This is a genomic window from Aeromonas fluvialis, assembly GCF_000819885.1.
Taxonomy (GTDB): Bacteria; Pseudomonadota; Gammaproteobacteria; order Enterobacterales; family Aeromonadaceae; genus Aeromonas; species Aeromonas fluvialis.
The window spans coordinates 58,973-72,428 of record NZ_CDBO01000036.1; the positions used below are offsets into that span (position 1 = coordinate 58,973).

At 59.2% G+C, this 13,456-nt stretch carries 15 protein-coding genes; all 15 read left to right on the forward strand.

What is annotated here, in order from left to right; genetic code table 11:
- The first annotated feature begins 22 nt into the window (after positions 1-22).
- The 15 genes from fliE (at position 23) to flhB (ending at position 13,353) form a co-directional block, all read left to right on the forward strand.
- Positions 23-340, forward strand: a complete 318-nt coding sequence (gene fliE, locus BN1125_RS07985) for a flagellar hook-basal body complex protein FliE (RefSeq protein ID WP_042011636.1) — start codon at positions 23-25, stop codon at positions 338-340.
- 45 nt (positions 341-385) lie between these two features.
- On the forward strand, positions 386-2,095 hold the full coding sequence (gene fliF, locus BN1125_RS07990) for a flagellar basal-body MS-ring/collar protein FliF (RefSeq protein WP_042011637.1): 1,710 nt from the start codon (positions 386-388) through the stop codon (positions 2,093-2,095).
- Positions 2,088-3,149, forward strand: a complete 1,062-nt coding sequence (fliG, locus tag BN1125_RS07995; RefSeq protein WP_005334749.1) for a flagellar motor switch protein FliG — start codon at positions 2,088-2,090, stop codon at positions 3,147-3,149. The genes fliF and fliG overlap by 8 nt, the downstream gene beginning before the upstream one ends.
- A 69-nt stretch (positions 3,150-3,218) precedes the next feature.
- Positions 3,219-4,007, forward strand: a complete 789-nt coding sequence (gene fliH, locus BN1125_RS08000; protein WP_042011638.1) for a flagellar assembly protein FliH — start codon at positions 3,219-3,221, stop codon at positions 4,005-4,007.
- Between the two features lie 82 nt (positions 4,008-4,089).
- The gene (gene fliI / locus BN1125_RS08005; RefSeq protein ID WP_042011639.1) at positions 4,090-5,421 is read left to right on the forward strand and encodes a flagellar protein export ATPase FliI; all 1,332 of its coding nucleotides are present in this window, start codon (positions 4,090-4,092) and stop codon (positions 5,419-5,421) included.
- A 27-nt stretch (positions 5,422-5,448) separates the two neighbouring features.
- Positions 5,449-5,889 (forward strand): flagellar export protein FliJ, encoded by a 441-nt coding sequence (fliJ, locus tag BN1125_RS08010; protein WP_042011641.1) that lies wholly within the window; start codon positions 5,449-5,451, stop codon positions 5,887-5,889.
- Positions 5,890-5,955: 66 nt separating this feature from the next.
- Positions 5,956-7,905 carry a flagellar hook-length control protein FliK gene (locus BN1125_RS08015; RefSeq protein WP_042011642.1) on the forward strand — a complete coding sequence of 650 codons (1,950 nt, stop codon included), beginning with the start codon at positions 5,956-5,958 and terminating at the stop codon, positions 7,903-7,905.
- A 57-nt stretch (positions 7,906-7,962) separates the two neighbouring features.
- Positions 7,963-8,481 carry a flagellar basal body-associated protein FliL gene (fliL, locus tag BN1125_RS08020; RefSeq protein ID WP_042011643.1) on the forward strand — a complete coding sequence of 173 codons (519 nt, stop codon included), beginning with the start codon at positions 7,963-7,965 and terminating at the stop codon, positions 8,479-8,481.
- Positions 8,482-8,488: 7 nt separating this feature from the next.
- A complete protein-coding gene (gene fliM / locus BN1125_RS08025) occupies positions 8,489-9,559 on the forward strand; it encodes a flagellar motor switch protein FliM (protein WP_042011646.1) in 1,071 nt (356 codons plus the stop codon).
- A gap of 49 nt (positions 9,560-9,608) precedes the next feature.
- Entirely contained in the window at positions 9,609-10,001 is a 393-nt protein-coding gene (gene fliN, locus BN1125_RS08030) for a flagellar motor switch protein FliN (protein WP_042011648.1), read from the forward strand.
- Entirely contained in the window at positions 9,998-10,381 is a 384-nt protein-coding gene (gene fliO / locus BN1125_RS08035) for a flagellar biosynthetic protein FliO (RefSeq protein ID WP_042011649.1), read from the forward strand. The genes fliN and fliO overlap by 4 nt, the downstream gene beginning before the upstream one ends.
- The gene (fliP, locus tag BN1125_RS08040; protein ID WP_042011651.1) at positions 10,368-11,141 is read left to right on the forward strand and encodes a flagellar type III secretion system pore protein FliP; all 774 of its coding nucleotides are present in this window, start codon (positions 10,368-10,370) and stop codon (positions 11,139-11,141) included. Before fliO ends, fliP begins: the two co-directional genes overlap by 14 nt.
- Before the next feature lie 25 nt (positions 11,142-11,166).
- On the forward strand, positions 11,167-11,436 hold the full coding sequence (gene fliQ / locus BN1125_RS08045) for a flagellar biosynthesis protein FliQ (protein WP_042011652.1): 270 nt from the start codon (positions 11,167-11,169) through the stop codon (positions 11,434-11,436).
- Entirely contained in the window at positions 11,433-12,230 is a 798-nt protein-coding gene (gene fliR, locus BN1125_RS08050) for a flagellar biosynthetic protein FliR (RefSeq protein ID WP_042011654.1), read from the forward strand. Before fliQ ends, fliR begins: the two co-directional genes overlap by 4 nt.
- Positions 12,223-13,353, forward strand: coding sequence for a flagellar biosynthesis protein FlhB (gene flhB / locus BN1125_RS08055; protein WP_042011718.1), 1,131 nt, complete (start codon positions 12,223-12,225; stop codon positions 13,351-13,353). The genes fliR and flhB overlap by 8 nt, the downstream gene beginning before the upstream one ends.
- Positions 13,354-13,456: the final 103 nt, after the last annotated feature.

Sequence of the window (13,456 nt, forward strand, 5' to 3'; positions counted from 1 at the left end):
ATGATTTGTCTGGGGACAGAAAATGGAAATAAGTGCAAGCAGCCTGATGCAAGAGATGCAGGCACTCAAGGTAGAGGCTGGTGCAACCCCGCTGTCACAGCCGGGTCGTCAGGTGACTTCCGATTTTGGCCTGCTGTTGCAGCAGGCGCTCGGTAACGTCAACGAGTTGCAGGGGGCCGCCAATGATCTGCGCACCCGTTTCGATATGGGCGACAAGTCGGTGGATCTGGCCGAGGTGATGATCGCTGGCCAGAAATCCTCCATCGCCTTCGAGGCGACAGTACAGGTGCGCAACAAGATGGTCGATGCCTACAAAACCATCATGAATATGCCGGTATAAGCGATGACCGTGCATCATGACCTGTCAGCAATAAGGACATAAATCGTGGCTACTGACCAAAATGGCGATCTGCTGATAAACGATGAGGGCACCGCCGCCCTCGATGCCAATGAGCAGAAGAGCTCGGCACTGGGATTCTTGTCCAATACCGATATGCTGCGCCAGATCACCCTGATCCTGGGGCTTGCCATCTGTCTGGCTATCGCCGTCTTTATCCTGCTGTGGGGAAAGGAGCCGGATATGCGTCCCCTCGGCACCTACACCACCCAGGAGCTGGTCAAGACCCTCGACTTTCTCGATCAGCAGAAGATCCCCTATGAGGTGGATGGCAAGAGTGTGCTGGTCAGTGCCGAAAACTTTGCCAGCATCCGATTGGCGCTGACCCGGGCCGGCCTCACCAATGCGGCCGATGCGACCAATGGTGGAGAGGATATTCTGCTCAAGGACTCCAGCTTCGGTGTTAGCCAGCGAATGGAGAGCGAGCGTCTGAAACTGAGCCGCGAGCGCCAGCTGGCGAGCGCCATCGAGCAGTTCCAGAATGTGGCGAAGGCCCAGGTGCTGTTGGCTATCCCGAAAGACAACGTGTTTGCCCGCAACGAGCGCAAGCCCAGTGCCACCGTTGTACTCAATCTGAAAGGGGCGGCGCTGGGGCAGGGGGAGGTGGACTCCATCGTCGATATGGTCGCCTCTGCAGTACACGGTCTCGAGCCGACCCGTGTCACTGTGACCGACCAGAATGGCCGCCTGCTTAATTCCGGCTCGCAAGACCCGATCTCGGCCCAGACTCGCAAAGAGTTTGCCATGCAGCAGAAGCAGGAGCTGGAGTACAAGCAAAAAATTGACGCCATCCTGATCCCGGTGCTCGGGGCTGACAACTATACGGCGGAAGTGGACCTCTCCCTCGACTTCTCCCAGCAGGAGCAGACCCGAAAAACCTACAACCCCGACCTGCCAGCGGTGCGATCAGAGATGACGCTGGAAGAGAACAGTGCCAGCGGCAGCAATGGCGGTGTGCCGGGGGCGCTCAGCAACCAGCCGCCTGCCGCGTCCAATATTCCTGAACAGGCCACTGGCGGCGATGGCGCCGGTGCGGTGGCCTCCGGTCGTTCCCGTAAAGAGGCGACCCGCAACTTCGAGCTGGATACTACTGTCAGCCATACCCGTCGCCAGATGGGGGGGATTCGCCGCATGACCGTCTCGGTTGCCGTGGATTACAAGGCGGTGCCCGGTGCCGACGGGGTCGTGACCCGCGAGGCGCGCAGCCAGGCAGAGCTCGATACCCTGCGCCGTTTGCTCGGCGGTGGCCTTGGCTTTGATGTGACCCGTGGTGATACCCTCGAGGTGGTCGCCATTCCGTTCAATCGCCCCGAGCTCGATACCGTAGCCGAGGTGCCACTCTACGATCAACCCTGGTTCTGGCGTGCGGTACGGATAGCGGGCTCTGTACTGGTGATTATTGTCTTGATCGTCACCGTGGTTCGCCCCATGCTCAAGCGGCTGCTCTATCCGGATGCCAGGCAGGAAGGGGAAGTGGACTTTGACAACCACACCGTACTGGGTGGTGACGACGAGCTCAGCCTGCTGGCAGCCCAGGTTGAGGGAGAGCCGGTGTTCGGGGTGCGCGATGGCCAGCTGAAACTACCGGATCTGCACCGTGACGAAGACTTGCTCAAGGCGGTGCGTGCGCTGGTGGCGAACGAGCCGGATCTGGCCGCTCAGGTCATTAAAGAATGGGTAACGAACAAAGATGCCTGAAGAAAAGAAGAGTCAAGTCACCGGCAATGACATCACCGACAGTCAGCGCCAGATCCTCGACCAGATGTCGGGGATGGAGATGGCTGCGGTGCTGATGCTGAGCCTCAATGAAGAGGATGCCGCCCAGATCTTCCGTCATCTCGAACCCAAGCAGGTGCAGCGGCTCGGTATGTCGATGGCCTCCATGTCCGATTTCAGTCACGATCGGGTGGCGGCGGTGCACCGTCAATTTATCGACGATATCCAGAAGTACACCAACATCGGTATCGGCAGCGAAGACTTCGTGCGCAAGGCCTTGGTGGCGGCCCTTGGCGAGGACAAGGCGAGCAATCTGGTGGATCAGATCATTCTTGGTTCCGGCGCCCGCGGCCTCGATTCGCTCAAGTGGATGGATGCCCGTCAGGTGGCCAGCATCATCCAGAACGAACACCCGCAGATCCAGACCATCGTGCTCTCCTATCTGGAGCCGGAGCAGTCCGCCGAGATCCTGAGCCAGTTCCCGGAGCAGGTGCGCCTCGATCTGGTGATGCGTATCGCCAACCTCGAAGAGGTGCAACCGGCGGCACTGCAAGAGTTGAACGACATCATGGAGAAACAGTTCGCCGGTGCGGCCGGTGCCCAGGCAGCCAAGATGGGTGGCCTGAAGGCAGCCGCCAACATCATGAACTACCTGGATACCAATATCGAAGGCCAGCTGATGGACTCCATCCGCGAGTCGGACGAAGAGATGAGCCAGCAGATCCAGGATTTGATGTTCGTGTTCGAAAACCTCATCGATGTGGACGATCGCGGCATCCAGACCATGCTGCGGGAAGTGCCGGGGGATCTGCTGCAACGAGCCCTCAAGGGCTCCGACGATCAGATGCGCGAGAAGATCTTCAAGAACATGTCCAAACGGGCGGCCGAAATGCTGGCGGACGATCTGGAGGCCATGGGGCCGATCCGGGTCTCCGAAGTGGAAGCGGCCCAGAAAGAGATCCTCTCCATCGCCCGCCGTCTGGCGGATGCCGGCGAGATCATGCTGGGTGCCGGTGGCGGCGAGGAGTTCCTCTAAGCCATGGCGAACTCATGGAACCTGTCTGCCTGTCCTTTATACGGCCTTGGCAAGGAGCGGCGCAAATAGATGAACAACAAGCTGCGTGGTTATGTGCGGCCTGAAGGGGAAGAGACCCGGGTAGAGACCTGGGGCTGGCCCGAAATGGACGTAGCAGCGGAGGTTGGGACCAATGCACTCGGTCTTGCCCCCGACTGGTATCAGCAGGAAGAGGAGGTGGTAGAGCCGGAGCCCGAGCAGGAACCGGCCCCCACAATTACCGCAGAAGAGCTCGAAGCAATTCGTCAGGCCGCTTGGGAAGAGGGGATGGCCGAAGGTCGTGAAGCCGGCTTTGCCAAGGGACTGGAAGAGGGCAAGCTGGAGGGGTTGCAACAGGGTCACGCCGCTGGTCTCGAGCAGGGGCGCGAGGAGGGGCTGGCCATGGGGCGCGATCTGGTGGAGCAGGAGATTGCCCACTGGCAGGGGCTCGCCGCTCGCCTCGCCAATCCCCTGAGCGAACTGGATCAGGCGGTAGAGCAGCAGCTGGTCTCGTTGGTGATGCAGTTGGCCCGCGCGCTCATTCGCCATGAAGCAGAGACCTCTCCCCGTACCCTGCTGGAGGCGCTCAAGGAGGGGTTGGCGTTGCTACCCGCAGCCGATCAGGGGGTCACCCTGATGCTGCATCCCGATGATATCGCTCGCGTCGAGCAGGCATTTGGCGCCGACGAGTGCGCCAGACGCCACTGGCGACTTCAGAGCGATCCCACCCTCTCCCCCGGCGATCTGCAGTTGGCCACCGAGCTTTCCAGCATTGACCTGACCCTCTCGGGGCGTATCGATCAGCTGCTGCGCAACTTCTTGCGAGACAATGCGTCGTAGACCCCAGCCTCGCAAGACTCACGCCCATAACCGATGCCGGACGCTGCCGTCCGGCTGCACTTTTTAGCTCTCAGGAGGCCAGATGAGCGGCTCGCTACTGAACCGGTTGCAAGGGTACAAGGTGCGCGATAGCGCCCCCAAACCGCCGGTCGCCGGCAAATTGACCCGGGTGGTGGGGCTGACCCTCGAAGCCATCGGTTGTCGCGCTGCTATCGGCGCCTTGTGTCGCATCGACACGCTCGAGGGAACCCTTGAGGCCGAAGTGGTGGGGTTTTCGGGCGATCGCCTCTTTCTGATGCCGAGTGAACAGCTCAAGGGGGTGATCCCCGGTGCCCGGGTGGTGCCCATCACCGAAGAACACGGTATTCCGGTCGGCATGAACCTGCTTGGCCGGGTCATCGATGGTATTGGCCAGCCCCTCGATGGCCTCGGCCCCATTCTCTCCTCCCAAACGGTGCAGTTTGCCCAACACCGCATCAATCCGCTTGCGCGTCGCCCCATTCATCAGCCGATGGATGTGGGGGTGCGCGCCATCAATGCGGTGCTGACCATCGGTCAGGGCCAGCGGATGGGGCTGTTTGCTGGCTCCGGCGTCGGCAAATCGGTGCTGCTCGGCATGATGACCCGCGGCTCGGTGGCCGACGTGGTAGTCGTGGGGCTCATCGGCGAACGGGGTCGGGAAGTAAAAGAGTTTATCGAAGACATTCTGGGAGAGGAGGGGCGTGCCCGTTCCGTGGTGGTGGCGGCTCCCGCCGATGCCTCGCCGCTGATGCGTCTCAAGGGGTGCGAAACCGCACTGGCCATTGCCGAGTATTTCCGCGATCAGGGGCTCAACGTGTTGCTGCTGATGGACTCGCTCACCCGTTATGCCCAGGCCCAGCGCGAGATTGCGCTGGCCGTGGGCGAGCCGCCGGCTACCAAGGGTTATCCGCCCTCGGTGTTTGCCAAATTGCCGGCGCTGGTTGAGCGGGCCGGTAACGGCAGCGATGGGCAGGGTTCCATCACCGCTTTCTTTACCGTATTGACCGAGGGGGACGATCTGCAGGACCCCATTGCCGACGCGGCGCGGGCGATCCTCGATGGCCACATAGTGCTGTCACGCGAGCTGGCTGATGCGGGGCACTATCCTGCCATCGACATCGAGAAGTCCATCAGCCGGGTCATGCCTATGGTGACCTCGCCGGAACACATGGAGCTGGCGCGTACCCTCAAGCAGTTTTACTCCCTCTATCAGCAGAACCGGGATCTCATCACCATAGGTGCCTATAGCCAGGGTTCTGATCCGCGCATCGACCGCGCCATCATTCAAAAACCCTATCTGGATCAGTTCTTGCAGCAGGGGATGCGCGAGGTCATTCATTACGATGATGGCTTGCAAGCCTTGCAGATGGTGGCGATGCCACTGATGCGCTGATGACGGTCGGGAACAGAGAGGTCGACGATGAGTAAAGGGTTGCTATTGTTGGCCGATCGGCTGGTGGAGGCGGAGCAGCAGTGTGCACTGGCGCTGGTGAAGGCGCAGCAGGATCTCAAGCTGTTTATGGATCAGCAAAATGCCCTCAACCAGTACCGGCAGATCTATCACCAGCAGTGGACCGATCGTGGTTTGCAGGGGATCTCGCCCCAGCAAAATAGCCAGTATCACGCCTTTATCAACAAACTCGAACAAGCCGCCACCCAGCAGTACGAAGGGGTGCTGCAGGTGCGCCAGGCGCTTGAGCTGCGCCGCGAAGAGTGGTTGGCAGCTCAGCAGCGGCGCAAGGCGGTAGAGCTGTTGCTGGAGAAGCAGGCAGGCCGCGAGCGGCAGAAAGCCCAACGTCAGGAGCAGAAAATGCTGGATGAGTACGCCATGTTGCGGCGTTTTCATCAATCTGGCCTGTAACTTGCTTTGATCTGAACATTGCCGGCGGCCATCTCGTTGGGGCTGCCAGAATTCAGGAATCCCATCATGATGCAGACAGTGTTGACACAAACCCCTTCGGTGCCGGCTAACGGTTTGGATAAAGCGCCTCTAGGCGGTTCCGCTGACAGCACGAGTATCGATGGAGGGGCAGGCTGCGATAGCAATGACGATTTCGCCTCCCTGATTGCCAAGGTCCAAAGCAGTGAACAGAGCATGGTTGATAGCAGCCGGAGCGGTAACAGTCTCCAGTCAGCCAAATCTTTGGCGACCGAGGGCGCTTCCTCCAACAATGAGACCAGCAAGGAACCGGCTCCTGACGCCGTCAACAAGGTGGAGGAGATCCCTGCCAACGACTTTCTGCTGCGCTTGCAAGACGCCCTCAAACTCGATACCTCGCTGGTGACGCCACCGCCACCGCCACCGCTGGCGATCCAGCAGAGCGCACCGGCGGTAGACGGCAATCCGTTGCCGCAACAGGGTGAGCAGGAGGGCATTGCGCTTGATGACAGTGAACAGGCCTCTGCGGCTGCTAGGCTTGCCCGCCAGCTTGCTAACGGTCAGGCCGAGGCGCAGTCGCCGCTGGCGACGACCGCCAAATCGACTCTTGAAACCACCGTATCGCCCTCTGCGGCGCGAGTGGTGGCGCAGGGCGATGCCTCTTCTGCCGTTCTCTCCTCTGAGGGTGAAGATACCGCCACTACTGCAGATGGCCAGTCCGGGGAGAAAGCCTCTGCCAAGGGCGAAACCCTCGGGACAGATGGCAAGCACACCAAGCCTCTCACGGGGGCCGAGCGGATTGCCCAGCTGGCCAGGGGGCTGCCGGTCGATGAGGCGGCAAACGGGGTCAAAAGCGATGAGTTACTCGCGGCAACAGAGGGGGGCGAGAGCAAATCCGGCCCCGCAGCCAGCAGCGTCGTGACCGGTAAGGGGCAAACGGCGCAAGCCGCGACTCAGGGGGCTACCCTCAAGGCATTCGGTGAGGGGGTCAAACAACCTGATGCGGGTAGCACACCCACTTCCACTGCCGTAGAGAGCACCGCGAATGGCTCGACTGGCAAGGGGGCTGAGAAGAGTGCCGCCGAGGGAAGCCCGCAGCCAGCCACTGCCGTCAATCAAGGTTCGGCGCACGTGACGACGGCGCAACGTGCCGCAGCCCAGAGCAGCGTGACGCCAAATGCGACGACTCAGACCGATAGCGCTGCCGCACCCGTGATGGTGGCGCCGCAACAGGTGTTGGCACAGGCCGAATCTCAGGGGCCGCAAGCGCCGCTGTCGACCCTTTCAGCCGGGATCAGGCAGATGGAAGTGACGGGCAGCGAGGAGGTACGTAAAGCGGTACAGCCGGAGGTGAAGGCGAAAGTGGGGGAGCCGGACATGGGCTCTCTTACTACCGCCTCTGCCGATGACAGTAACCAGCATCAGCCAGTACAGCATAATCAGCAGGGTCAGCCTCAACCTCAGGCCGCTGAAAACCGGATATCTGCTGCAGAGGGGAGCGTGCGCCGTGAACCGCAGAATTTACCTCATTTGAAACTGGCCAGTCAGGAAGCGCCTGCCGAATTGCACCAGAAGGTCAATGTGATGCTGGCCGACAAACTGCAACAGGCGGAAATTCAGCTCGACCCCCTCGGCCTTGGCAAGATGAAGATCCAGATCCAGATTGGGGCCGACAGCCAGGCCAACGTCCATTTCGTGGTACAACATGGGCAGACCCGCGAGATGCTGGAGCAGGCGATGCCCCGTCTGCGTGACATGCTGGCCGGGCAGGGGATCCAGCTTGGCCAGACGCAGGTTCAACAGCAGTCGCAGCAACAGCAACAACAGGGCCAGCCTGCCTTTAGCGGGCAGGGGCAGCAGGGGCAGCAGGGGCAGCAGGGTCAGAGTGGCGGTCAGCCACGTACCGGTAACGGGCTGGTTGAAGGGGGACTCACCACAGCCAACCTCAGTTTGCTGGTGGAATCGCCAAATGATTCAGGAATAGATTTCTATGCTTGATGCAATCCCGAGTAAGTTTATGATATCGAACAAGTTTGAGACTAGGGTGGACAAGGGATGGCTGACGATAACGAATTGACGCTAAAAGCTCCGGCCGCGGGCAAGAAAAAGAAGCTGATCATTATCATTGCCCTGGCGGTCGTTTTGCTAGGCGGTGGTGGTGCTGGCGTCTGGTTTATGCTGTCCGGCTCGGATACGCCCCCTGCCGAATCGGCAGAGGGGGGCGAAGGGAAACCCAAGGAGGCTGAGGCGATCAAGCCTTCTCTCTATGTGGGGATGCCCCGTCCTTTTGTGTTCAATGTCGTGGGCGCACAGCGGGATCGACTGGTGCAGATCAAGATCCAGCTGATGGTACGCGGTACCGCCGACGAGACGCTGGCCACACAGAATATTCCCCTGATTGAGGGCACCTTGCTGCGGGTATTCAGTGCGGCCAGTGCCGAACAGCTGATGACCTTTGAAGGCAAGGAGAAGCTGCGCAAGGATTCACTGGAAGAGTGCCGTCGGGTGCTCAATGAGCTGGTCTCTTCCCCCGTTATCGAACAAGTGCTGTTTACCGGCTTTGTAATGCAGTAGGTGAAACGTGAGCGATCTGTTAAGTCAGGACGAAATTGATGCCCTCTTGCACGGTGTCGATGATGTCGAAGAGGAAGAGATAGGCGCTGCCGGAGACCCCGGCGTTGCCCAGTTTGATTTCTCCTCTCAGGACCGCATCGTCCGTGGCCGCATGCCGACCCTGGAGCTGGTGAACGAGCGTTTTGCCCGTCACATGCGGATCAGCCTGTTCAACATGATGCGTCGTACTGCCGAGGTCTCCATCAATGGGGTACAGATGCTGAAGTTTGGCGAATATGTTCACACCCTGTTTGTGCCGACCAGCCTCAACATGGTGCGTTTCCGACCGCTGAAAGGGACGGCTCTTATCACTATGGAGGCGCGTCTGGTCTTCATCCTGGTGGAGAATTTCTTCGGTGGTGACGGTCGTTATCACGCCAAGATAGAGGGGCGTGAGTTTACGCCCACCGAGCGGCGCATCATTCAGATGCTGCTCAAGCTGGTGTTCGAGGATTACAAGGATGCTTGGGCGCCGGTGATGGATGTGGGCTTCGAGTATCTTGACTCCGAGGTGAACCCGGCGATGGCCAACATCGTCAGTCCGACCGAAGTGATTGTAGTGAGCTCGTTTCACATCGAACTTGATGGTGGTGGCGGTGATTTCCATGTGGCCATGCCCTACTCCATGCTGGAGCCGATCCGTGAACTGCTTGATGCCGGTGTGCAGAGTGACAAGGGGGACACCGACGTGCGCTGGAGCAAGGCGCTGCGCGACGAGATCATGGATGTGAAGGTCGAGTTGAGGGCCAAACTGCTTGAGACGGAACTCACCCTGCGTGAACTGATGGAGTTGCAGCCCGGTGACATCATCCCGGTAGAGATGCCGGAAAATCTGCTGGTCTTGGTGGAAGATTTGCCCACCTTCCACGCCAAAATGGGGCGGACCAAAGAGAATGTGGCACTCAAGATAACCGACAAACTCAAGCGCCCGGAAGGGGTCAAGACCGAGATGCATTTGGTGACCCGGGGCGGTGTACGTATTGATGGTGAGGCCGAGCTGGAAGAGCTCGAGCGCAGTATCGAAGATCAACAACGATAATCGACGGTTTATTGCGGTAAACGGTCACGAAGTAGCATAAGGACACAAGATGAGCGGAACTGAGGAAGAGGATTTGATGGCTGATGCCTGGGCTGCAGCGCTGGAAGAGCAGGTGATTGCCGAAGCCAAGCCTGCCCCCCTTGAAGAGCTGACTGACGATGCCCCCATCAGTGCCGAGGAGCGGCGCAAGCTCGATACCATTCTCGATATTCCGGTGACCATCGCCATGGAGGTAGGCCGCAGCCAGATCAGTATTCGCAACCTGCTGCAGCTCAACCAAGGCTCGGTGGTGGAGCTGGATCGCGTCGCGGGTGAGCCGCTGGACGTGCTGGTCAACGGCACCCTGATTGCCCATGGCGAGGTGGTGGTGGTGAACGACAAGTTTGGTATCCGTTTGACCGATGTCATCAGCCAGATCGAGCGGATAAAGAAACTCAAATGATGCGTTTGCTGCTGTTACTGTCGATGTCTCTGCCAGCCTTTGCTGACACTCAGGGGGCAGTCAATGCGCCCACTCTGAGCTCCTGGCTGCTCTCCAGTCTGATGGTGATCGGTCTCATTCTGGTGTTGGGTTTTCTGCTCAAGAAGAGCAAGCTGGCGACCGCCATGGGGGGCGGCCAGATGCGGGTCATCGCCTCGTTGCCGGTGGGTTACAAGGAGAAGCTGCTGGTGGTCAAGGTGGGCGAGCAGCAGCTGCTGCTCGGGGTCACGCCGCAGCAGGTCAATTTTCTCTACCGGCTGGAGGAGCCACTGGACGAAAACCAGCCTCAGGCGTTTTCCCAGCAGCTTGGCAAATTGATGGGCAAGCATGAAAAAAGCTAACGGCGCATTGCTGAAAACAGGGCTGCTGGCCAGTCTGCTGCTACCACTGCTCTGCTCTTGGCCTGTGCTGGCGCAGGATGCCATGTCGGCGGTGACCGTCAAGACCATGGGGGATGGCTCCCAGGAGTACAGCCTGACCCTGCAAGTGCTGGCGCTGATGACTGCGCTCTCCTTCTTGCCGGCCATGGTGATCATGATGACCTCGTTTACCCGCATCATAGTGGTGCTGGGTATCTTGCGTCAGGCGATCGGTCTGCAGCAGAGCCCTTCCAACCAGGTGTTGATCGGCATTGCGCTGTTCATGTCTTTTTTCATCATGTCGCCGGTGCTGGATCGGATCAATGATGAGGCGCTGCAGCCCTATCTTGCCGAGACCATTCAGGCAAAGGAGGCGCTGGAGCGAGCCGAGTTGCCCATCCACCAGTTCATGCTGGCCCAGACCCGGATCAAGGATCTCAATACCTTTATGGAGATCGCCAACGTGCAGGTGGAGAAACCTGCCGATGTGCCGCTACGGGTGCTGATCCCGGCGTTTGTCACCAGCGAGCTGAAAACCGCCTTCCAGATTGGCTTTATGCTGTTCTTGCCGTTTCTTGTCATCGATTTGGTGGTGGCCAGTATCCTGATGGCGATGGGGATGATGATGCTGTCGCCGATGATCGTCTCGCTACCCTTCAAGTTGATGCTGTTCGTGATGGTGGATGGCTGGAACCTGATCCTGGGCTCCCTGGCCAACAGCTTCGGACTGGGTGCCGGTTAGCCGGTCGAGTGCAAGGAGCCCGAACATGAGTCCTGAAACCTTTGTCGACGTCTTTCGTGAGGCGCTCTGGCTGGTGACCATCATGGTGTGCGCCGTGATCCTGCCGAGTCTGATGATTGGTCTGGTGGTGGCCATCTTTCAGGCTGCGACCTCCATCAACGAGCAGACCCTGAGCTTTCTGCCCCGCCTCATCGTGACCCTGTTTGCGCTGGGGGCTGGGGCACACTGGGGCTTGCAGAGCCTGATGGACTTCTTCGTACTGATGGTCAATCAAATCCCCGAGGTGGTGGGATGACCTACACAACCGCTCTGATCATGGAGTGGTTGTCTTCCATCCTCTGGCCGCTGGCGCGGGTAAGTAGCCTGCTGATGGTGATGGCGGTATTCGGCAGCCGTCTGGTCCCTGCGCGGGTGCGGATGGGGTTGGCAGTTGCCATCACCTTCCTGATTGCGCCACTGCTGCCGAAAATGCCAGCGATTGAACTCTTCTCTGCCGGCAGCTTTCTGGTGTTGGGCCAACAGCTGCTGATCGGGATTGCCCTCGGCCTGATGACCCAGTTTCTGATGGAGAGCTTCGTGATGGCCGGTCAGGTCATCGCCATGCAGACCAGCCTGGGTTTTGCCACCCTGGTGGATCCCATGAATGGTCAGTCGGCCCCCGTGGTGGGCCAGTTCTATCTGATGCTGGCGACCTTGGTGTTTCTGGCGCTGGATGGCCATCTGGTGATGCTGCGGCTGGTGATCCTCAGTTTCGAGACCTTGCCAGTATCGGATACCGGGCTCTCTCTGCCCGCCATCCGTACCCTGATCGGTTTTCTCGGGATCATGTATCAGGCCTCGCTGGTGATGGCGCTGTCTGCCATCGTCGCCCTGCTGCTGATCAACTTTGCCTTTGGTGTCATGACCCGGGCGGCCCCCCAGCTCAACATTTTCAGTATCGGTTTTGCGGTCAGCATGATGTCGGGTCTGCTGATCCTCTGGCTCACTATCGGCGGCTTCCTCGGCCACTTTGACATGATGTGGGAGCGGGTGCAGGAGGTTAGCTGCGAGTTGATCGACACCCAATGCTTTGGCGGTACCCATGGCTGATACCGATCAGGAACGTACCGAACAACCCACGGGCAAACGACTGCAACAGGCCCGTGAAAAAGGGCAGATTGCACGTTCAAAGGAGCTTGGCACCGCCAGCGTCCTGCTCTCGGCGGTATTTGGCCTGCTGATGCTCAAGGGCTCGCTGGCGACCGCCATGATCAAGGTCGTCACCATGGGCTTTACTCTGGATCGGGAGCAGGCTTTCGATCCCAACGCCATGATCGCCATGGTGCCTGCGCTGCTGGGGGAACTGCTGCTTCCGCTGGGGCTTCTGTTTGCGCTGGTGGCGATTGCCGCCTTTATCGGCAACACCCTGATGGGGGGAATGAACTTCTCCACCGAGGCCATGATGCCCAAGTTCAGCAAACTGAGTCCGCTTGCCGGCTTGAAGCGAATGTTCGGGGTGCAGTCACTGATTGAGCTGGTTAAGTCCATCGCCAAGGTGATATTCATCACCCTGTTTGCCTGGTGGATGTTATCGAGCCAGTTCAATCACCTGCTCAACCTTTCCATGGAGGGATTTCCCGGCGGCATTATCGATGCGCTGGAGTTGTTTCTCTGGATGTTGATCATCCTCTGCTGCGCCCTGCTTCCCATCGTTGCGATAGATGTGCCGTTCCAGCAGTGGAACCACATGCGTCAGCTCAAGATGACCAAGCAGGAGGTGAAGGACGAATTCAAGGACAGTGAGGGCAAACCCGAAGTGAAAGGGCGGATCCGCCAGTTGCAGATGCAGATGGCGATGCGCCGGATGATGGGGGATGTGCCCAAGGCCGACGTTGTAATCACTAACCCGACCCACTACTCGGTAGCGCTCAAGTATGATGCGGGCAAACCCGGCGCCGCGCCCAAGGTCGTAGCCAAGGGCACCGATGAAATTGCAATGAAGATCAGGGAGATCGCCAGAGAGTACGAGATCCCCATCATGCCGTCACCGGCTTTGACCCGGGCTATTTACCACTCAACCGAGCTGGGCCACGAGATCCCGGAAGGGCTGTTTGCGGCGGTTGCCCAGGTGCTCGCCTATGTCTTCCAGCTCAAGAAATTCCGCCGTGGTCAGGGGCGCCGTCCCCAGCCGCTGGCTAAAGATCTGCCTATTCCGACCGAATATCGAAAATGACAAAGTTCTGACGTAGTCAAAATAAATCCATTGCATTTCAATGTCTTGTATTGTTGGCTTGATGTTTGCTTTAATCTGGCACCAGCAGGTTGAAATTGAGAAG

What these genes read in the sequence shown, in the direction of transcription:
- flhB (WP_042011718.1), top strand. Translation starts at nt 12,223, where the DNA reads ATGGCTGATACCGATCAGGAACGTACCGAACAACCCACGGGCAAACGA.
- fliI (WP_042011639.1), top strand. Translation starts at nt 4,090, where the DNA reads ATGAGCGGCTCGCTACTGAACCGGTTGCAAGGGTACAAGGTGCGCGAT.
- fliP (WP_042011651.1), top strand. Translation starts at nt 10,368, where the DNA reads ATGAAAAAAGCTAACGGCGCATTGCTGAAAACAGGGCTGCTGGCCAGT.
- fliG (WP_005334749.1), top strand. Translation starts at nt 2,088, where the DNA reads ATGCCTGAAGAAAAGAAGAGTCAAGTCACCGGCAATGACATCACCGAC.
- fliJ (WP_042011641.1), top strand. Translation starts at nt 5,449, where the DNA reads ATGAGTAAAGGGTTGCTATTGTTGGCCGATCGGCTGGTGGAGGCGGAG.
- fliL (WP_042011643.1), top strand. Translation starts at nt 7,963, where the DNA reads ATGGCTGACGATAACGAATTGACGCTAAAAGCTCCGGCCGCGGGCAAG.
- fliO (WP_042011649.1), top strand. Translation starts at nt 9,998, where the DNA reads ATGATGCGTTTGCTGCTGTTACTGTCGATGTCTCTGCCAGCCTTTGCT.
- fliQ (WP_042011652.1), top strand. Translation starts at nt 11,167, where the DNA reads ATGAGTCCTGAAACCTTTGTCGACGTCTTTCGTGAGGCGCTCTGGCTG.
- fliN (WP_042011648.1), top strand. Translation starts at nt 9,609, where the DNA reads ATGAGCGGAACTGAGGAAGAGGATTTGATGGCTGATGCCTGGGCTGCA.
- BN1125_RS08015 (WP_042011642.1), top strand. Translation starts at nt 5,956, where the DNA reads ATGATGCAGACAGTGTTGACACAAACCCCTTCGGTGCCGGCTAACGGT.
- fliH (WP_042011638.1), top strand. Translation starts at nt 3,219, where the DNA reads ATGAACAACAAGCTGCGTGGTTATGTGCGGCCTGAAGGGGAAGAGACC.
- fliE (WP_042011636.1), top strand. Translation starts at nt 23, where the DNA reads ATGGAAATAAGTGCAAGCAGCCTGATGCAAGAGATGCAGGCACTCAAG.
- fliR (WP_042011654.1), top strand. Translation starts at nt 11,433, where the DNA reads ATGACCTACACAACCGCTCTGATCATGGAGTGGTTGTCTTCCATCCTC.